Raw genomic sequence first — 16553 nt, forward strand, 5'->3', positions numbered from 1 at the left:
CGGGGGAGGCGGCGGCGGCGGGGGAGGCGGCGGCGGAGGCGGAGCAGCCTCGGCACCGAAATTGAACGCCAGCGTCGCGAGCAGCGAATGGCTGGAGTAGCGGCCGTCCATCGTGTCGCCGTTTTCACCGACGAAGTTCAGGTCGGTCTGATTGAAGTACTTGTACTTCACGCCAAGGTCGACGCTGTCGCTCATCGCATAGCGCAGACCCGCCAGCAGCTGCCAGGCAAAGCCGGTGTCGCTGTCGTCTACGAAGGTGTACGGGAACGTGTTCACGGACACGACGCCTTCGTCGAATTCGAAGCGCGACACACCGACACCACCGCCGGCGAACGCGCCAATGGTGGCGTCGTCATCGGTGAAGTCGATCAGACCGTTGAGCATGAAGCTCAGAATGGACGCATCAACGTCCGGATCGGTCGCCGTCACGGTCGAATTTCCGAGCGTCGTGATATCGGCAGCGCCCGACGTCGTCGAAATGAACCTGTCGGTATCGAACTTCTTGTAACCAAGCTCGAACTCGCTGCGGAACGGGCCGAAGTCGTACCCGACGATTCCGCCGGCATCGAAGCCTGCATTGTAGTCGAATTCGATCGAACCGACATCGCCAGTTGTCTCGTCGGTTACATCGAAGGTTCCATCTTCGGACAGCAGAGTGCCGAAGTCGAGCTCGACGTACCACGCATCGTCGAGCGCAGCAGCCGGACTCGCCAGTGCGGTACCCGCGAGGGCGGTCGCAAGGACCAGACTACGCATGAAATTCCCCTTTCATCATTGAACACATTCCGATCGGAATACGCGCTCAACGGTGTAAGGCTGCTTTTTTTCCTTAGCAAGCGTGGATGACCTCTCACTTGTTGCAAAAAAGCATCACATGCGCATGCTGCTCAGGGGTTTATCAGACCCATGTCCGTCAAGGCGGCGACCAGGTCGGATAAGGTCTGGCGCGCCTCCAGATCGACCGTCGCGCCGCCCGTCGGGACGGCGATGTTGCGCCGCTCCGCGCCGAGCATCTCCGCTTCGCCGACCTCGACGCTCTGGACCGGCAGGTTGCCGGTCCAGCTTCCGTCGGGGCTGCGGTGCACGTAAAGGCCTTCGTCGGCGACCCAGAGCAGGCTGCCGACAGGCAGGTTCAGAAAGGTCCAAGCGCCTCGCCGCCATTCGGCCGCCGTTCCGTCCTGACCCGCCCAGTCGCCCCCGGCCTCCGCGGCCACGATCCAGGCATCCCCCTCCGGCGGATCCGCCGGAGGGGCGGTCAGACTGCGACTCTGAACGCGGGGAAAGGTCCATCGCTCCAGGCCCGTGATCGCTTCGTTATGGGTTACCTCTTTTTGCGCCTGTGCGCTTTGCAGGAGCGGCAGGGACAGCAGCCCGGTCATCTCGGCCAATGGTTTCTCCTTAGTCGTTTACGAGAGTCAGCGTCAGCTTCGCCCCTGGTCCCGGCCCGACCGACGAGCTCAGCTGCCGTACGGACAGGACAAGGTGTCCGTCTGGTGCCAGCGCCGCCGCCGCCTCACCGGCGAGCACGAAAGTCGTCGAACCGGTGCGCCAGGTCCGATGCCCCCCCGCGCCCTGCGCAGAAACCTCATATTCTTCGAAATCCTCGGCCAAAGGTGCCTCGACATGGTCGAGCCACGCGTAACCGCGGCGGCTTCTTCTGACCCACGAGAGATGCACGGACTGATCGCTGGCCAACGATGCCCTCAGGTGAACCGGGCTAAGCGGGAGAAGTCTCCGTCCGGAGACCTGCAGGCCTACCGGCTGCACGTCGGCTGCCACGTCCGCGGGACCGACCGCCTTGAACAGAAGCGTACGGCCGACATCTTCGAGAGCCAGGGAAATAGCGGCAGGGGCATTGCCCTCCAGAAGAACGAACCGTTCCCCGGCCTCCTTCGTCCTCCGCGCTGCGCCTTCTGTCCCGCGTCTGCCGCGAAGCAGGCCGCTCAGTTCCCAGCCGCGTTCCGAAAGCTGGCGCACGGTCCGGAACTGAAGCAGTTCGTCTCCCACCAACGCCAGGTTTGCGCCGTCCAGAACGACGCTTCGGGCGCGCCTACGCAGCGGACGCGGGTCGAGAAGTTCCACGATGAGACGTGAGCCCTCGTCCCACAGGCTCGCCTCCCCGCTCGGCAGCGGCGCGGTGAGCTCGCCGATCTGCGCGCGTCGGCTGCTGGCGCCTGCCGGCTGCCAGGTCGCTCCGCCATCCCGGCTCATCAACAGCTGCGCATATCTCCAGCCATCGCTCTCACCACCGGTCGCGAGATAAACCAGGGGTACGTTTGAATCCTCGTGCGATAAGGCCGGCAGCTCGAAGGCGAGCAGGTCCGTCGCCCCTTGGGGCAGGTCTACGGGAAGCTGCGCGGTGCCCCCGTCCGCCGAGGCAGGACCGGCACCTCGCGCGGCCCTGCGCTTCAATTCGACCTGCAGCAGACTGCCGACCAGCTCGGCGACCTCCACCTGCCAGGACGATCCGTCTTCGGCATCGACTTGGTCGCCGGGCAGCAAATCCAGCCGGTCGATGGGGAGGTGCCAGGACGCCGCGATCCGGCGAGCGTGACTGCGGCGAAGCACGTCCTGGGCCACCCCTTTACCACCGGCCGGTCGTGGCTGGTGAAGCCGAAGGCCGCGCCGTCCTGCCGCAGCAGGCGCCAGAGGAATATGGTGCCGCTCAGCGGCGCGGCGAGGCGCTCGTGCAGCGCCGCCGGCAGTCGCCGCATTCAGTCGCTTCGCACTTCGACGAGCGGAATGGCCGGGATCTGGCCCGAGCGGAACCCGCCAAGCGAGGCCGCCAGATGATCTTCGGCAAAGCGGACGGGCACATCGAACAGGAAACCTGCGGTCACCACGCCTGCACCTGGGGCTTGGTCGAAGCGAACGATCCCGCCCGGCTCAAGCGTCCAGCCGCCAACGGCCGCACCGCCCACCGCGACCGAAACGCTGGCGGCCTCCGGGTACGTGATCCGGCGTACTTCCGCATCCTCACCCTCGCCATATCGCTTCAGAAGCGCGAAGTCGGTGCAACTGCCGAACGCGGCAGTTTCCTCGGCGCTCAGGTCCGTCTTCATTTCATAGGTCATGCGTTTTCCCGCTCCTCTTCCTCGAACAGTCCCACCACGCGTGCCAGCGGCTGCATGGGAAAGGTCACCAGCGACACTTCCACCAGCTCCACCGACAGCAACTCCCTCAGGCCGCGCACGCGGTCGCGCCTCGCTTTCCTCGTCCGGTAGCCGAAACTCAGCCCCGTCAGCGCGCCGCCGCGCACCAGCGCCGCCGCTTCCGCCGCGCCGCGAGAGCCGGCTGCGAACTGGGCGAGGATGCGCAGCCCGCGCCGGTCCTCCTCGGCGCGCAGCAGGCGGCCCACCGGTCTGTCCGCGCCGTGTTGCCACAGCAGCGGAATACCGGCCCCCGCGCCTGCGCCGAAGGCGCCGCGCCGAACGATGTCGCCGCCCCGGTCGGGTATGTCGGAAATGGCGGCATAGCCCGCCAGCCGCCCGCCGGCGGCTGCAGCTCTGTCCATCTGGATCTCCGTCGTTTGTCAGGGGGCCCGAGGGCCGGTCCGGCTCAGCCGTTCAGCAGCGAGCGCAGCCCCACCGTCCACATCAGCCCGATCAGCAGGCCGATAAGGATCAGGCGCACGGCCCAGCCGACCGCAGCCTTGCCGGCGGACCGCTTCACTGCCCGCCACGCACTCAGAAGCTCGCGTAGTTCCTCAACATCCCTGCCCGCGCCGTGATCGTGCAGGCCGACCCGGTCCAGGGCCCGTGCGGCCCCGGCCTCGGAGGCTTCCTCGACCAGCGCGCGCAAGGTTGCGACATCGCAGCCCTTGGCGTTCGCATGTGCGATCAGCCCGGCCAGGATCATGTCGTTGGTCACGCGTCCGCCTCCGCCAGGCCCAGCAGCCGCCGCTTTTCGTCTGGCGCTAGGAAGTCCGCCGCCGCCACCCGGTCCCACAGCGCCGCCCGGTCGTCCGCCAGCGCGGGCACCTTGTCCAGATCGACCGACAACTCCGCATCCGGCCACCAGAAGCGCAGCCAGCTACGCAGTTCGTCGAGCATTCGCGTGACCAGCGGCAGGACCGTCAGCCGCCACAGGGCGCGGTTGGCTTCGGCATAGTTGGCGTAGGTGTTGTCGCCGGGCAGGCCCAGCAGCATCGGGGGCACGCCAAAGGCGAGCGCGATCTCCCGCGCCGCAAGCTTCTGTCCCTCGGCAAAGTCCATGTCTGCCGGCGTCATCGACAGGGGCTGCCAGCTCAGGCCACCTTCCAGCAGCAGGGGGCGCCCGGCCCCGTCGCCATGCCGCGCCCGTCTGTCACCGCCTCGATATAGGCATTGCCGTTTAGGACCAGATGCGCGGCGATCTTTTCCAGAAAGGCGCTGCCGGCCATGCGGATGTTCGGCCGGGTCAGCAGCGTACGCACCTCTGGGGGACCCCCGATGGTCAGGGGCACCGTGCCCGCCGCTTCGGCGACCAGCCGGATCGACCGGCTCGCGACGGGGCTGTGTTCGAGGGCCGCCTTCGCCTGGGCATGATATCCGCGCGGCGGATCCGCATCCTCCATGCCCAGCAGCATGGCTGGAAAGCGCGGTCGGGACGCGGTCGCCGGTGGCGCAGATTTCCGGCTTAACCAGTTGAACATGCAGCCTCCTTGCGGTGTCGGGTCAGTTTACAACTGACCGCTCTCGCTACCTATATGTCTATTTTTTTCCGTAACTTACGCTATCGGCATGGTTCTTGCTCGGACTGGAGAAACAGCCGGGGGCTAGAAATGCTTGAACGAATTATCTTTTCTGCTTTTGCACTTTGCGTGGCCGCGCCTGCCGCAGCGGTCACGGTGGACATCGACTTTGAGGGCGGGACCGAGGGCCAGGACGTCGGTACGTTCTATGCCGGACAGGGCGTCGTCTTCAGCGGCGCCGAATTCGACGCCAGTCCCGGTCAGCCGGGCGCCGACGGCCTGATGGCAATTACCGGCAATGCGGGTACCTTCGGACTTCCGAAGCAGAATACGCCCATCACAATCGATTTCGACTTTGCCGTGGACAGCGTCTCGGTCGTTGCGCTCGATGTCGGCACGAACGATGCCCGTATCGATGCATTCGATATCGATGATAATCTGATCGACTTCGATGTGTTCGTCAGCACCAACACCGTCAACGACGATTTCAGCTTCAGCACCCTCACCGTAACGGCGGCCGGAATTCGCAGTATCGAGCTGTATCAGCCTTCGAACGACAGCGGCACCGACGGTATCAACTTCGATACTCTGTCCTTCACGTTCGTTGAGGCCACGCCCGTTCCCGCGCCGGGTGCGCTCGGGCTTCTGGGCCTCGGCGCTCTCGCGCTCGGGTTCCGCCGTCGCCGGGGATAAGCTTGGGTTGCGGCACTCCCTACCCAAAGGGGGAGTGTCGCTCCCATTTACACAGATGTCTGCCCGAGCCTGTGCAGCATCAGCGTTTTCAATCGCTTACCTGACTGGCCCGTTTCTTGCTCTTATGGCTCATCGCCATAGGGGTAACGTCGATGTTCAAGAAAGTTCTGGTTGCCGTTCCGTTCTTCCTGTCTTTTCCTGCTGCAGCAGGAATTTATGTAGAGGCTGAAATCACCGGCGGAGGGAATGACAGCTTCCTCACGGCCGAGTCTATCGACGCTGAATTCTCGCTCGCCTTCAACGAGGATATCGCGGACTCCACCACCATTCCCTACGTTTCCATCACCGCCAGCGCGGAAGATGGCGGCGTCGATATCTTCAGTTTCTTTGTAAGCTCACCTCGTCGCGGCATTTTCGACGTCGATTACGCGGCCATTGAGTCCGAGGGTTCAGAGGACGGGCCACCCATGGCTCCGACCAGCTATTTCGACTCCTGGCTCAACCTCTACGACGGCTTGGGCAACTTGCTCGCCAGCGCAGACGACTCCGACATTTCCGACGGCGCCCTCGGTTCGGCTTCCAGCCTCGACAGCTTCTTGACCTACGATTTCACCACGTCGGGGCTCTATTATATCGAAGTGAAGAACTATTCTGATGCGCCCTTCAACATCCAGGGCGGCGATCCGCAGTCTCCCTATGCACTTCAGGTATCGCTAGCACCGCAGCAGGTTCCCGCGCCGGGTGCGCTCGGGCTTCTGGGCCTCGGCGCTCTCGCGCTCGGGCTTCGCCGCCGGACCGCATGCACCCGCTAGACCTGCCTAGACGCTCCTGATCTGGGGTCTGCCCTTGGCGGGCCCCAGCATCAGTTCGGTCAGCGCCCAAACGAGGGCATCGGCCCGGTCGGGGCTTCTCCCCGGCCCCTCGTAACCGCCCCCCAGGATCAGCCCGCATAGCTGGTCTTCCAGCTCGGGAAGAGGGCCCACATGACGCACCCGGTCCCGCTCATAAAGGGCGGCCACCGGCTCGGCCCGCGCTACTTTTCCCCTGGTCGCGCGCACCCGCAGGACCGGCAGCCCGGCCTCGGCGGCGCGCAGCGTCGCTTCCACCATGTCCCCGCCCTGATTGATTTCCGCCACCACCCGGTCCGCGTCATAGGCGTCATAGGCTGCGGCGACCTGGGCCGCCCACACATGCGGCGGACCGGCCACAGACCGGTCTGCCAGGACATAGGCGCATTCGGCATCGTCGATGCCGGCAACGACGATACCGCATTCAGCCGCGCCGGCGCCGGTTCCCCCCGCTGGCGGATCGACGGCTACGACGACCCTTTTCAGGTCCTCAGGCGCAGCGCTTATCCGCAGGCTCTCGAGTTTCGGGCGGCTCCACAGCGCCCCCTCCAGATCCTCGATCAACTCCCCGTCCAGTTCCTGGCGCCCCAGACGGGTCCCGCCGTAGCGCCGGGCCATTGCATGCCGGAACGAGGAGGGCAGCGCCGTATTTTCGCCGGTGGCGCCGCGGGATACGGTCACATCCGGATCGGAAAGCAACTCCTTGATGGCCCGGATCGGGCGCGGCGTCGTGGTCAGCAGTAGGCGGGGGTGCCTTCCCAGCCGCAGCCCCATGCGCAGATTGGCAAGCGTGTCGTCCGGGTGTAGCCACTTGGCAAGCTCGTCACCCCAGGCGGCGTGATGTTCCGGGCCGCGCAGTCCGTCGGGGCTTTCGCCGGAATACAGGATCGCACACGCGCCGGTGGCCGGCCACTTCAACAGGCGCCGTGCCGGATAATAGCGCGGGCGTAGCGACTCCTCTCCGATATTCAGCAGACCCGAGGTCCCTTCCACGAGAACACGCCTCGCTTCATCCAGTGTCGCGCCGATCAATGCAATGCGCGCACCGGGAACGGTTTCTGCGATTGTACGAACCCATTCGGCACCTGCGCGCGTCTTGCCATAACCACGACCAGCCAGCATCAGCCAGGTAGAACCTCGTTTGCCGGATACGAGTTCAGGCCAGGTCTGGCCCGCCCGCGCACGGAATTCCCAGTCCGTTGCCAGCATGTCGATGTCGTCGTCGTCCAGACGCTCCAGCAGCGTACGCCGGTAGGGTTCCGGCAGTTGGGCGATGCGGGCCAGCAGGCTGGCATCACCCCGTGCCGTCATCCGCCGCGCCTCTTGTCGGCGAGACCGTAGCCTCCTGCGCCGCCGCGCAATGGTCCTCGCCGGCCGCTTCCACGGCTTCGATTTCCGCCGCCAGCCGAATGCGCAGCGCTGCGGCCTTGTCCCGGCGATGGCGAAGATATTCAAGCGAGGTCTTGTCCGCGGGCGGTGCGCCATCGCGTTCCGATGCGCCGCCGTGACGCCCGATCAGGTACAGCGCCACGCGGTCGGGATAGCTGGTTCGCTCGCCTACCTGCTTGCCGCCATAGTAGACCGGCTCGCTATCGCCTTCGATCGACCGCCGCAGCAACTCCATTTCCAGCGTCCGCACCCCCTCTTTCAGTGCGGCGTCCCATTGATCGCTGAACGCGGCATCGCGGCGTCGCAGGCGGTAGGCGCTGGAGGGATTGATATCGACCTCATGGGATGCCAGCCGGACATTCGCGGTTTCCGAAAGTTTCTGCAGGAACGCCTCCTGCTTCGCCTTGCCGAACCCATCCTTTCGCCGCGCTCGCTTCTGGGTCAGCTTCCCCGCACCGGTACCACCGTCCAGCGTCACGATCTCGCGCCCGGCATAGTCACCCTGCCCCATCGCGCCCCCCAAACGAAAACGGGCGCCCCGAAGGACGCCCGTTGTTTCCCGCTCTCGCCAGCCGGTATTTCCGACTGTGCATATCTTGTAGCAAATAGCGGTTCGCTCGTCAACCGTTTTTTACCATTCTGGTTTTCACAGGCGATAGAAATCCGCCACGCGGTCCAGCGCCAGTCCCAGCACGACCCGGCCAGACCGTGCGGGCCATCCCAAGGCCTTCTCAGCCGTCTCCATCCCCTCGCCATGGCAGACGGTCCGCCGCAACATGTCGGACAGGCCCGGGCCCGCAGCGTTCAGCGCTCCGTCCGATCTCCGTTTCGCCGCGCTCACTCTCTCGCCGGGCAGCAGCCCATCGGGCGCGGCTCGCTTACCGCGCTCCGGCGGCGCGGCGTCCCAGCTCATGCTGATGCGTGGCCCGTCTCCGGCTTTCAGAAAGTCGCCCCTCAACTTCTCGCCCGCCTCGAACTGGCGACCGGTGATCTTGCCGCGCGCGTGCAGCCAGCCAAGCGGGTTTTCGGCCCGGTTCACCAGCTTCGCACCCTGCACCGCCGCCGCTCTGGTACGCGCCTGGTCGGCCGTGCGCCCGGGCAGGCGGTTCGGCAGCTCGGGCGAGGCCCGCCTCTGCACGAAGGCCATGCCTGGGCCGCTGATCCGATAGGCCTCGCCAGCGGCCTCGATCAGGTCCGCGCGGTGCAGGTCGGCCCGCACCTTGTCGGCATATCTGCGCGCGCCGATCCTCCAGCCTCGGCCGTCGCACACCATGCGCCGCCCGCGCGCCAGGTCTTCCAGCGCCCGCGTTCCTGCTGCACCGATTTTCGTCATCCAGCTCTCCCGTCCGCCATTCGCACACCGAGTCGATCGATACGAAAAACCTTGCCAGACGCGGTTCGGTGTAGGAAAGTTTTTAACCACAAAGGTTAGGAGCTTGGAATGATCACGCGTATTCGCGAAATCCGGAAGGGCAAGGGCCTGACCCTCGCGGACGTCGCCGAGCGCTGCGAACCACCGACGACGCCGCAGACGATCGGTAGGCTTGAAACCGGCACGCGCACGGTCAGCGTCGATTGGTTGAACCGCATCGCCGCGGCACTTGATGTTCTGCCGGGGGATCTCGTTCAGCTCGAGGACCGGACCGAACTCGATGTCGCCGCGCGGCTGACGGCCGCGGGCGCCGAACCGCTGGCGAAGCCGCGCACCTTCGCCGCGCCTCATCCGCACGGCACCATGATGGGCCTCCTCGTCGACTATCCTCACGGCGAATATCGCCCGCGCGACGAGCTGTGGCTCGAGCGGCTGCCGCCGGAAAAATTTATGAGCGCCGCCAATCGCGACATCCTCGCGCCGCGCCCGGCCGGCCGCTTCGCCTTCGGTCGTCTCGTCGACATGTTCGGCCAGCGGCTGTCGATCCTGCCGCCACAGCACGGCGCACGCCAGGTCGTCCTGACCGACGTGCCCTGGATCGCCGTCGTGCGCACGCTGATCCGCGCGCTCTGAACTGTCTCCGGGCTCTGAGGCCCGCGCTTTAGAAGCTTTCTTCCTCGTAGACCTTGGTCACGTCGCCGTTCCAACGTCCGTGATAGGCGTCCAGCATGCGCTCGGCCGGCGTCTTGCCGCTTTCGACGATTTCGAACAGCGGCGCCAGGAAGCCCGCCTCATTGTCGCCCGCCGTGTTCAGCCGCGCGCGCGCCGACAGGCCGGCTTCGGCGATCCTCAGCACCTCCTTCGCCAACCCATGCAGGGTGCCGCCCGGCACGCCCGCCTTCAGCGCCAGCTTCGGCACCTCGGCGCGCAGGCTCGCCATGTCATCGAGCGACCAGTCCTTCACCAGGTCCCACGCCGCCGCGAGGGCGGTATCGTCGTACAGCAGGCCCACCCACAGCGCGGGCAGCGCGCAGATGCGGCTCCACGGGCCGCCATCCGCGCCGCGCATCTCCAGGAAGCTCTTCAGCCGTACCTCGGGAAAGGAGGTCGACAGGTGATCGGTCCAGTCCTCGACCGTCGGCCGCTCTCCCGGCAGCGCCTCGAGCTCGCCGCCCAGGAAGCGGCGGAACGATTGGCCGGCAAGGTCGAGATACTCGCCGCCGCGCACCGCGAAATACATCGGCACGTCCAGCATGTAGTCGGCCCAGCGCTCGAAGCCGAAACCGTCCTCGAAGACGAAGGGCAGCATGCCCGTCCGGTCCGGGTCGGTGTCGGTCCAGATATGGCTGCGATAGGACAGGTAACCGTTCGGCTTGCCCTCGGTGAAGGGCGAACTCGCGAACAGCGCCGTCGCCAGCGGCTGCAGCGCCAGCGACACGCGGAACTTCTTCACCATGTCGGCTTCGGAGGCATAGTCCAGATTGGTCTGGATCGTCGCCGTCCGCAGCATCATGTCCAGGCCGAGCGAGCCGACCTTCGGCATGTAATTCCGCATGATGCCGTAGCGTGCCTTGGGCATGATCGGCAGCTCTTCGCGGGTCTTGTCGGGCCACATGCCGACGCCGAGGAAGCCCAGGCCCAGCTCGTCACCGACCTCGCGCACCTGTGCCAGGTGCCGCTGCGCCTCGCTGCAGGTCTGGTGCAGCGTTTCGAGCGGTGCACCGGACAGCTCGAACTGCCCCGCCGGCTCCAGGCTGACATTACCGTCATCGCCCTTCAGCGCGATCGTTTTTCCCCGTTCCGGGATCGCCGTCCAGCCGAACCGCGTCAGTCCCTCCAGCAGCGCGCCGATCCCGCGCTCGCCCTCATAGGGCGGGGCGGCATGGTCGTCGCAGCGATAGACGAATTTCTCATGCTCGGTTCCGATGCGCCAGGCGGTCTTCGGCTTGCAGCCTTTTTCGAAAACGGCCAGCAGATCGGCGCGGCTCTCGATGGGCGGAGCGGCCGCCTCGCTATCCTCGCGTGTCGACATGGCCGCCGCTTAGCCTTCCCGGCGCGGGGAAGTCATGCAGCTTTTTCTTGCGCGTCGCCGCACAGGGCTTGCCACAGGGACAGCGCGGCGACCGCCGCCGTGTCCGCGCGCAGGATGCGGGGCCCCAGCGAGACGCGCACCGCCCCGGCATGTCCCGCGATCCGTTCGCGCTCTTCGGGCGTGAAGCCGCCTTCGGGGCCGATCAGGATGGTTGCCGGGGCGGGCGGCAGGGCTCCGGCCACCGGCGCTCCCCCTTCCTCGTCGCAGAAGATCAGTGCGCGGCCGGCGGGAAACTCGTCCAGGAACGCGCCCAGCTTCAGCTCCTCGCCCAGCGCGGGCAGCGCGGTCCGTTCGCACTGTTCGGCGGCTTCGATCATGTGCATGCGCAGCCGGTCGGCCTTGACCCCGCGCACGTCGGTCCTCTGCGTCACGACCGGCGTGAACCGCGCAGCGCCCAGTTCGCACGCCTTCTCCGCCATCCATTCGAAGCGCTGCCGCTTGATCGGTGCGGCCGCCAGTTCGATGTCCGCAGGCACCTCGCGCGGGCGCGTCGTTTCTTCGGGTACCAGCACCACCGCGCGCTTTCCCGCTTCCGCGATGGTCGCCTTCCATTCACCCGTGCAGTCGTCGAAAATCAGCACATCGTCTCCCTGCGACAGGCGCAGGACGGAGATCAGGTAACGCGCGGCGTCGGCTCCCAGCTCGACCGCGCGGCCCGCTGCAATCTCCCGGTCCACGAACAGCCGGGGCGTTCGTCCCGAACTTTTATGTGCGACGCTTTGGGATGGTTTCATGCCACGCCTCCTACCCCTAAACGGTCCAAATGACAGCCGCCGACCGAAGCGAAGAAATCAGCGACCCCGGCGTTCGGGCGGCGGACCGGACGCCCGACGCGGTGGCGCGGTCATGGGTCGACATGCTTCCCGCCGGCGCGCAGCCCTATGCACGTCTGGCCCGCGCCGACCGCCCGATCGGCACATGGCTCCTCTACTGGCCCTGTGCCTGGGGCCTGTTCCTTATTCCGGGAAACGGTGAGCGCGCCGCCTGGTTCGCGCTCGCCTTCCTCGTCGGGGCCTTTGTGATGCGCAGCGCGGGCTGCGCCTGGAACGACATTGTCGACCGGGAACTCGATGCGCGTGTCGCCCGCACGCGCGACCGACCGGTGGCGAGCGGGCGCATTTCCGTAGGCGCCGCCTTCACCTTCACGATATTTCTCTGCCTGATCGGCCTTGCCGTCCTCGTCTTCTTGCCCCTGCCGGCGCAGCTCGTGGCTCTGGCATCGGTCGTTTTGGTCGCCGCCTATCCGTTCATGAAGCGGATCACATGGTGGCCGCAGGCGTGGCTCGGCCTCACCTTCAACTGGGGTGCGCTGGTGGGCGCCGCCGCCATTGCAGAAGGGCTGCCGGTCCAGGCGGTCGTCCTTTATGCAGCCGGCTTCTTCTGGACGCTCGGCTACGACACCATCTACGCCGTGCAGGATCTTGAGGATGACGCCCTCGCCGGCATCCGGTCCTCGGCCCGGCGCCTCGGTACTCATGTGCGCACCGGCGTTGTGCTCTTCTATCTCGCCTCCGCCGCACTGGCGGCGCTCGCCGCCGGCTGGATACAGGCAGACAGGGCCTGGGCGGCCCTCCCCTTCGCGCTTCATCTCGGCTGGCAGGCCTGGCGGCTGCGCGCCATCGGCGATGCGGACGGCGATGCAGGCCGCACGGCCTTGTCGATCTTCCGCTCCAATGCTGCTGCCGGACTTCTCTTTGCCGCCGGACTTCTCGTCACTCTGCTTTGACCGAGCGCGCGGCACTGCCTAGAGGCCGCGAAGCATGCTCGATCCGAAATCCGCACTCGATGCGCTCCAATCCGCTCTCGACTCCGCAAAGCGCGCCGGCGCCGACGCCGCCGACGCCGTGTTCGCGATGGACGAAACCACCAGCATCTCTGCCCTGAACGGAGAGGTCGAGGACATCACCCGATCGGAAGATGCCGAGCTCGGCCTCCGCGTCTTTACCGGTGTCCGCACGGCGACCGTCGTCATTCAGGACATGACAGCCGACGCCGTCACCGCCGCAGCGGAGCGGGCGGTCGCCATGGCGCGCGCCTCGACCGACGATCCCTATGCGCGCCTGGCCCGGCCGGACGAACTTGCAGCCCCCAGCGACATCGATCTCGACCTCGACGACGGGCACGACCCCGACCTCGCCGCTCTCGAACAGGCCGCGCTCGCCTGCGAGGCGGCAGCGCTTGCCGTGGACGGCGTGTCGAAGTCGGGCGGCAGCGGCAGCCAGTCGGGCCGCGCGCTTTACGCTCTCGCCACGTCGAACGGCTTTGCGGGTGTGCGCACGGGCTCGCGCCACGCCGTCTACGCCTCCGCCATCGCCATCGCCGGATCGGGGTCGGGCATGGAGCGCGACTATGCGCAAGCCTATGCCCGCCATTCAGAGGATCTCGAATCTGCCGAAACCATCGGGCGCCGCGCCGGCGACCGGACCGCTGCGCGCCTCGGCCCCGGCAAGCTGAAAAGCGGTACCATGCCGGTCCTGTTCGATCCGCGCGTGTCGAACACGCTTCTCGGTCATTTGCTCGGCGCGATGTCGGGCCCGGCGATCGCCCGTGGCACCAGCTTCCTGTCCGATCCAGAGGAATCGCTCTTTCCGCCGCAGATCTCCATCGTCGACGACCCGCACCGCCGCCGCGGGCTGCGTAGCCGCCTGTTCGACGGCGAAGGACTGCCCGTTGGCCCGCGAAAGCTCGTCGCCGAGGGGCGGCTCGCTGGCTGGCTGCTCAATCTCGCCAGTGCAGAGCAACTTGGCCTTGCGCCCAATGGCTATGCCAGCCGCGGCGCGTCGGGCTCGCCCGGCATTTCGGGGTCCAATATCCATCTGGAGCCAGGTGCACTCTCGCGCGACGACCTCATCCGGGAAACCGGCAACGGCGTCCTCGTCACCGAACTCATCGGCCAGGGCGTCAACGGCGTTACCGGCGACTACAGCCGCGGCGCCTCCGGCTTTCTCATCGAGAATGGGGAACTCACCTCGCCCGTGTCCGAAATTACCGTGGCAGGCAATCTGAAGCGGATGTTCGCGGCCCTGACCGCGGCGTCGGATCTCGAATTTCGCCATTCGACCAACGCGCCCACGCTGCGCATCGACGGGATGACCGTTGCCGGCGGCTGACGATCTCGCCCTTCTCGAGGAAGCGGCCCGGCGCGCCGGCAAGCAGGCCCTCGCCGCCATTCGCGACGGCGTCGATGCGTGGGAAAAGGAACCGGGACATCCGGTCACGCAGATCGACCTCGCCATCGACCGCTTCCTGACCGACTTTCTCAGGGGCGCGCGCCCTGCCTATGGCTGGCTTTCCGAAGAGACGGCGGACGAGGACAGCCGCCTTGGCTGCGACCGGATTTTCGTGGTCGACCCCATCGACGGCACGCGCGACCTGATCCGCGGGCGCGAGGGGTGGGCCATCGCCATAGCCGTGGTGGAGGCGGGAACCGTGACTCAGGGCGTTATTTTTGCGCCCGATCTCGGGCGGCTCTACAGCGCGGCGCGCGGCGGCGGGGCGACGCTCAACGGGCGGGCGATCCGGACCAACGGCGCGGCGCGGCTGGGCAGCGCGCGGCTGTGCGTCGACCGTGACGTTCCGCGCTCGCGCCACTGGGCGGGTCCGTCGCTCGGGACGGTCTACCGCCCCAACTCCATCGCGCTCAGGATCGCCCGCGTCGCGGCGGGCGAGGCGGACGCGACGTTCGACGGGCGCCCTAGCCGGGAATGGGATACGGCCGCCGCCAGCCTGATCCTGCAGGAGGCGGGCGGCCTCATCAGCGACGAGACCGGACGAACGCCGCGCTACAACAAGGCCGACCCGGTCGAGCGCAATCTTATCGCCTCGGCGAACCCGGCGCTGCATGCCGACCTTGTCGACACAGTCTCGCGCACGCTCGACAACTGGCGCGCCGCCAATCCCGGCAGCGCCTGAGGCCAGCCACTCGGACCCGCCTCAGCGCTTCGCCACGCCCAGGCGCGGAATCTCGATTTTCGGGCAACGGTCCATGACGACCGCCAGCCCCGCCTCTTCCGCCTTTGCCGCAGCGGCAGCGTTGACGACGCCCAGCTGCATCCAGACCGACTTCGCTCCGGCGGCAATGGCCGCTTCGACCGCTTCCTCTGCCGCTTCGGAATTGCGAAAGACGTCGACCATGTCGATGGGGACGCCGATCTCTCCCAGCGTCGCCCAGACATGCTCGCCGTAAATCTGCTCCCCCGCGATGGTCGGGTTCACCGGAAAGACGCGGTAGCCCTGCTGCTGCAGGTACAGCATCACCTTGTTCGAATCCCGGTCCGGGCGGTCGGATGCGCCGATCATGGCGATCGTCTCGGTCCGTTCCAGCAGGCTCTTGATCTCGGCGTCGGTCGTCAGCGGCATGGCGTCAGCTCTCCAATTCGGTCTTCAGGGCCAGCGCCGCCGCGCGCAGGGCGGCCCCGGCCTCATCGTCCGACAGGACGGCCGGGCGGCCGCTGTCGGAGGCGCGCCGCAGCTCCATGGTCAGAGGGACGGCGCCCAGGAAGGGAACGGACCGGGCACGCGAAGTTTCCTCCGCCCCGCCATGGCCGAAAATGTCGCTGCGCGTGCCGCATTCGGGACAGACGAAGGTCGACATATTCTCGATGACGCCCAGGATCGGCACGTTCACCTTGTCGAACATGGCGATCGCCTTTTCGGCGTCGATCAGCGCCAGGTCCTGCGGCGTCGAGACGATGACGGCGCCCGCGGGCTTAACTTTCTGCGCCAGGGTCAGCTGAATGTCACCCGTTCCCGGCGGCATGTCGATCAGCATGACCTCCAGCTCGCCCCAGTCGCCGTCGGCCAGCATCTGCATCATCGCGGCTGCCGCCATCGGGCCGCGCCAGATCATGGCCTTTCCGGGTTTGGTGAGATGCGCGATCGACAGCGTCTTCAGGCCGTGCGCCTCGACCGGTTCGATGCGCCCCTGCTCGCCGCTTGCCCTGCCGGGGCAGCCCAGCAGCGTCGGGATGGAGGGCCCGTAAATGTCGGCATCCAGCAGCCCGACCCGCAGCCCCTCCGCGGCGAGGGCGACGGCAAGGTTCGCGGCAACCGTCGACTTCCCGACCCCGCCCTTGCCCGATGCTACCGCGACGATCTTACCCAGATGGGCAAGGTCGGGCGCCGGCTGCTCGTGCGGCTGGCGCCGGGCGCCGCCTCCGGCGGCCGACTGGGTCGGAGCCTGCCCCGTCTGGCCGTGCGCGCCGCCCGCCGCTTCGGCGGTGGTGATCATGCGGGCGCCGGGTGCGGCCTGTTCGGCGGCGCGTTTCAGCGCGGCGGCGTCCTCGGCGCTCAGCCCCCCTATGTCGAGAACGAAGCCGCCCGTTCCGCTGCGCACGACGATCCCGCTTGCACGGCCGGTCTCGACGATGCTTCCCCCTCCGGCCGGATCGGCAATGGAGGCGAGGGCGCGGCGAAGGTCTTCCTCGGTGATGTTGCTTTCTCCTGCGGCAATTCGGGCCCGCCTATAGGAAAGCGGCGCCTGCGTTC

21 protein-coding genes and 1 pseudogene are annotated in these 16553 nt (G+C 67.0%); 6 read left to right on the forward strand and 16 right to left on the reverse strand.

Going from position 1 to position 16553, the window contains the following annotated elements; genetic code table 11:
• The 9 genes and pseudogenes from KCN53_RS00005 to KCN53_RS16105 all read right to left on the reverse strand — a co-directional run.
• Positions 1-756 (reverse strand): outer membrane protein (locus KCN53_RS00005; protein WP_224199245.1); only part of this gene is annotated, 756 nt, incomplete at its 3' end.
• Between the two features lie 131 nt (positions 757-887).
• Positions 888-1379: a DUF2793 domain-containing protein gene (locus tag KCN53_RS00010; RefSeq protein ID WP_224199410.1), complete on the reverse strand. Its 492-nt coding sequence runs from the start codon at positions 1377-1379 to the stop codon at positions 888-890.
• A 19-nt stretch (positions 1380-1398) separates the two neighbouring features.
• On the reverse strand, positions 1399-2568 hold the full coding sequence (locus tag KCN53_RS00015) for a GTA baseplate fiber-binding domain-containing protein (RefSeq protein WP_224199472.1): 1170 nt from the start codon (positions 2566-2568) through the stop codon (positions 1399-1401).
• A gap of 29 nt (positions 2569-2597) precedes the next feature.
• Positions 2598-2714: pseudogene (locus KCN53_RS16215) on the reverse strand (hypothetical protein); the annotation flags it as partial.
• Positions 2715-3074, reverse strand: a complete 360-nt coding sequence (locus tag KCN53_RS00025; protein WP_088712025.1) for a DUF2460 domain-containing protein — start codon at positions 3072-3074, stop codon at positions 2715-2717.
• Complete coding sequence (locus tag KCN53_RS00030; protein ID WP_088712024.1) at positions 3071-3514, reverse strand: HK97 family phage prohead protease; 444 nt, start codon at positions 3512-3514, stop codon at positions 3071-3073. The genes KCN53_RS00025 and KCN53_RS00030 overlap by 4 nt, the downstream gene beginning before the upstream one ends.
• Before the next feature lie 44 nt (positions 3515-3558).
• The gene (locus tag KCN53_RS00035; RefSeq protein ID WP_172406203.1) at positions 3559-3870 is read right to left on the reverse strand and encodes a DUF6127 family protein; all 312 of its coding nucleotides are present in this window, start codon (positions 3868-3870) and stop codon (positions 3559-3561) included.
• The gene (locus KCN53_RS16100) at positions 3867-4229 is read right to left on the reverse strand and encodes a phage portal protein (RefSeq protein WP_317988397.1); all 363 of its coding nucleotides are present in this window, start codon (positions 4227-4229) and stop codon (positions 3867-3869) included. Before KCN53_RS16100 ends, KCN53_RS00035 begins: the two co-directional genes overlap by 4 nt.
• A 17-nt stretch (positions 4230-4246) precedes the next feature.
• Entirely contained in the window at positions 4247-4633 is a 387-nt protein-coding gene (locus KCN53_RS16105; RefSeq protein ID WP_317988398.1) for a phage portal protein, read from the reverse strand.
• 129 nt (positions 4634-4762) lie between these two features.
• Here KCN53_RS16105 and KCN53_RS00045 point away from each other — a divergent pair, with 129 nt between their 5' ends.
• Together KCN53_RS00045 and KCN53_RS00050 are read left to right on the forward strand one after the other, a co-directional pair.
• A complete protein-coding gene (locus KCN53_RS00045) occupies positions 4763-5365 on the forward strand; it encodes a PEP-CTERM sorting domain-containing protein (RefSeq protein WP_207790599.1) in 603 nt (200 codons plus the stop codon).
• Positions 5366-5517: 152 nt separating this feature from the next.
• On the forward strand, positions 5518-6177 hold the full coding sequence (locus tag KCN53_RS00050) for a PEP-CTERM sorting domain-containing protein (RefSeq protein WP_088712022.1): 660 nt from the start codon (positions 5518-5520) through the stop codon (positions 6175-6177).
• Positions 6178-6183: 6 nt separating this feature from the next.
• On the opposite strand, the gene KCN53_RS00055 is transcribed toward KCN53_RS00050, so the two are convergent.
• The 3 genes from KCN53_RS00055 to KCN53_RS00065 form a co-directional block, all read right to left on the reverse strand.
• Positions 6184-7524 carry a DNA-packaging protein gene (locus tag KCN53_RS00055; protein WP_088712021.1) on the reverse strand — a complete coding sequence of 447 codons (1341 nt, stop codon included), beginning with the start codon at positions 7522-7524 and terminating at the stop codon, positions 6184-6186.
• Positions 7508-8113 (reverse strand): hypothetical protein, encoded by a 606-nt coding sequence (locus KCN53_RS00060; protein WP_088712020.1) that lies wholly within the window; start codon positions 8111-8113, stop codon positions 7508-7510. The genes KCN53_RS00055 and KCN53_RS00060 overlap by 17 nt, the downstream gene beginning before the upstream one ends.
• A gap of 135 nt (positions 8114-8248) precedes the next feature.
• Positions 8249-8935 carry a DUF6456 domain-containing protein gene (locus KCN53_RS00065; protein ID WP_224199247.1) on the reverse strand — a complete coding sequence of 229 codons (687 nt, stop codon included), beginning with the start codon at positions 8933-8935 and terminating at the stop codon, positions 8249-8251.
• Positions 8936-9043: 108 nt separating this feature from the next.
• On the opposite strand from KCN53_RS00065, the gene KCN53_RS00070 reads away from it, so the two are divergent.
• Positions 9044-9607 carry a helix-turn-helix domain-containing protein gene (locus KCN53_RS00070; protein WP_088712019.1) on the forward strand — a complete coding sequence of 188 codons (564 nt, stop codon included), beginning with the start codon at positions 9044-9046 and terminating at the stop codon, positions 9605-9607.
• Positions 9608-9635: 28 nt separating this feature from the next.
• Here KCN53_RS00070 and KCN53_RS00075 read toward each other — a convergent pair whose 3' ends face one another.
• Positions 9636-11006 carry a glutamate--cysteine ligase gene (locus tag KCN53_RS00075; protein ID WP_088712018.1) on the reverse strand — a complete coding sequence of 457 codons (1371 nt, stop codon included), beginning with the start codon at positions 11004-11006 and terminating at the stop codon, positions 9636-9638.
• Between the two features lie 32 nt (positions 11007-11038).
• Positions 11039-11800 carry a 16S rRNA (uracil(1498)-N(3))-methyltransferase gene (locus KCN53_RS00080; protein ID WP_088712017.1) on the reverse strand — a complete coding sequence of 254 codons (762 nt, stop codon included), beginning with the start codon at positions 11798-11800 and terminating at the stop codon, positions 11039-11041.
• A 29-nt stretch (positions 11801-11829) separates the two neighbouring features.
• On the opposite strand from KCN53_RS00080, the gene ubiA reads away from it, so the two are divergent.
• Genes ubiA through KCN53_RS00095 form a run of 3 tightly spaced genes read left to right on the forward strand, consistent with a single transcriptional unit; the run spans position 11830 to position 14978 of the window.
• On the forward strand, positions 11830-12792 hold the full coding sequence (gene ubiA / locus KCN53_RS00085; protein WP_088712016.1) for a 4-hydroxybenzoate octaprenyltransferase: 963 nt from the start codon (positions 11830-11832) through the stop codon (positions 12790-12792).
• Between the two features lie 34 nt (positions 12793-12826).
• Entirely contained in the window at positions 12827-14176 is a 1350-nt protein-coding gene (locus tag KCN53_RS00090) for a TldD/PmbA family protein (protein WP_088712015.1), read from the forward strand.
• Positions 14163-14978: an inositol monophosphatase family protein gene (locus KCN53_RS00095; protein WP_088712014.1), complete on the forward strand. Its 816-nt coding sequence runs from the start codon at positions 14163-14165 to the stop codon at positions 14976-14978. The genes KCN53_RS00090 and KCN53_RS00095 overlap by 14 nt, the downstream gene beginning before the upstream one ends.
• 21 nt (positions 14979-14999) lie before the next feature.
• Here KCN53_RS00095 and KCN53_RS00100 read toward each other — a convergent pair whose 3' ends face one another.
• Together KCN53_RS00100 and KCN53_RS00105 are read right to left on the reverse strand one after the other, a co-directional pair.
• A complete protein-coding gene (locus KCN53_RS00100) occupies positions 15000-15425 on the reverse strand; it encodes a CoA-binding protein (protein WP_088712013.1) in 426 nt (141 codons plus the stop codon).
• 4 nt (positions 15426-15429) lie between these two features.
• Entirely contained in the window at positions 15430-16401 is a 972-nt protein-coding gene (locus KCN53_RS00105; protein WP_224199249.1) for an Mrp/NBP35 family ATP-binding protein, read from the reverse strand.
• Positions 16402-16553 lie beyond the last annotated feature (152 nt).

This window comes from Pacificimonas aurantium, assembly GCF_020092905.1.
Classification (GTDB): Bacteria; Pseudomonadota; Alphaproteobacteria; order Sphingomonadales; family Sphingomonadaceae; genus Pacificimonas; species Pacificimonas aurantium.

What these genes read in the sequence shown, in the direction of transcription:
- KCN53_RS00010 (WP_224199410.1), bottom strand. Translation starts at nt 1,379, where the DNA reads ATGACCGGGCTGCTGTCCCTGCCGCTCCTGCAAAGCGCACAGGCGCAA.
- KCN53_RS00025 (WP_088712025.1), bottom strand. Translation starts at nt 3,074, where the DNA reads ATGACCTATGAAATGAAGACGGACCTGAGCGCCGAGGAAACTGCCGCG.
- KCN53_RS00030 (WP_088712024.1), bottom strand. Translation starts at nt 3,514, where the DNA reads ATGGACAGAGCTGCAGCCGCCGGCGGGCGGCTGGCGGGCTATGCCGCC.
- KCN53_RS16100 (WP_317988397.1), bottom strand. Translation starts at nt 4,229, where the DNA reads ATGACGCCGGCAGACATGGACTTTGCCGAGGGACAGAAGCTTGCGGCG.
- KCN53_RS16105 (WP_317988398.1), bottom strand. Translation starts at nt 4,633, where the DNA reads ATGTTCAACTGGTTAAGCCGGAAATCTGCGCCACCGGCGACCGCGTCC.
- KCN53_RS00045 (WP_207790599.1), top strand. Translation starts at nt 4,763, where the DNA reads ATGCTTGAACGAATTATCTTTTCTGCTTTTGCACTTTGCGTGGCCGCG.
- KCN53_RS00050 (WP_088712022.1), top strand. Translation starts at nt 5,518, where the DNA reads ATGTTCAAGAAAGTTCTGGTTGCCGTTCCGTTCTTCCTGTCTTTTCCT.
- KCN53_RS00055 (WP_088712021.1), bottom strand. Translation starts at nt 7,524, where the DNA reads ATGACGGCACGGGGTGATGCCAGCCTGCTGGCCCGCATCGCCCAACTG.
- KCN53_RS00060 (WP_088712020.1), bottom strand. Translation starts at nt 8,113, where the DNA reads ATGGGGCAGGGTGACTATGCCGGGCGCGAGATCGTGACGCTGGACGGT.
- KCN53_RS00065 (WP_224199247.1), bottom strand. Translation starts at nt 8,935, where the DNA reads ATGACGAAAATCGGTGCAGCAGGAACGCGGGCGCTGGAAGACCTGGCG.
- KCN53_RS00070 (WP_088712019.1), top strand. Translation starts at nt 9,044, where the DNA reads ATGATCACGCGTATTCGCGAAATCCGGAAGGGCAAGGGCCTGACCCTC.
- KCN53_RS00075 (WP_088712018.1), bottom strand. Translation starts at nt 11,006, where the DNA reads ATGTCGACACGCGAGGATAGCGAGGCGGCCGCTCCGCCCATCGAGAGC.
- KCN53_RS00080 (WP_088712017.1), bottom strand. Translation starts at nt 11,800, where the DNA reads ATGAAACCATCCCAAAGCGTCGCACATAAAAGTTCGGGACGAACGCCC.
- ubiA (WP_088712016.1), top strand. Translation starts at nt 11,830, where the DNA reads ATGACAGCCGCCGACCGAAGCGAAGAAATCAGCGACCCCGGCGTTCGG.
- KCN53_RS00090 (WP_088712015.1), top strand. Translation starts at nt 12,827, where the DNA reads ATGCTCGATCCGAAATCCGCACTCGATGCGCTCCAATCCGCTCTCGAC.
- KCN53_RS00100 (WP_088712013.1), bottom strand. Translation starts at nt 15,425, where the DNA reads ATGCCGCTGACGACCGACGCCGAGATCAAGAGCCTGCTGGAACGGACC.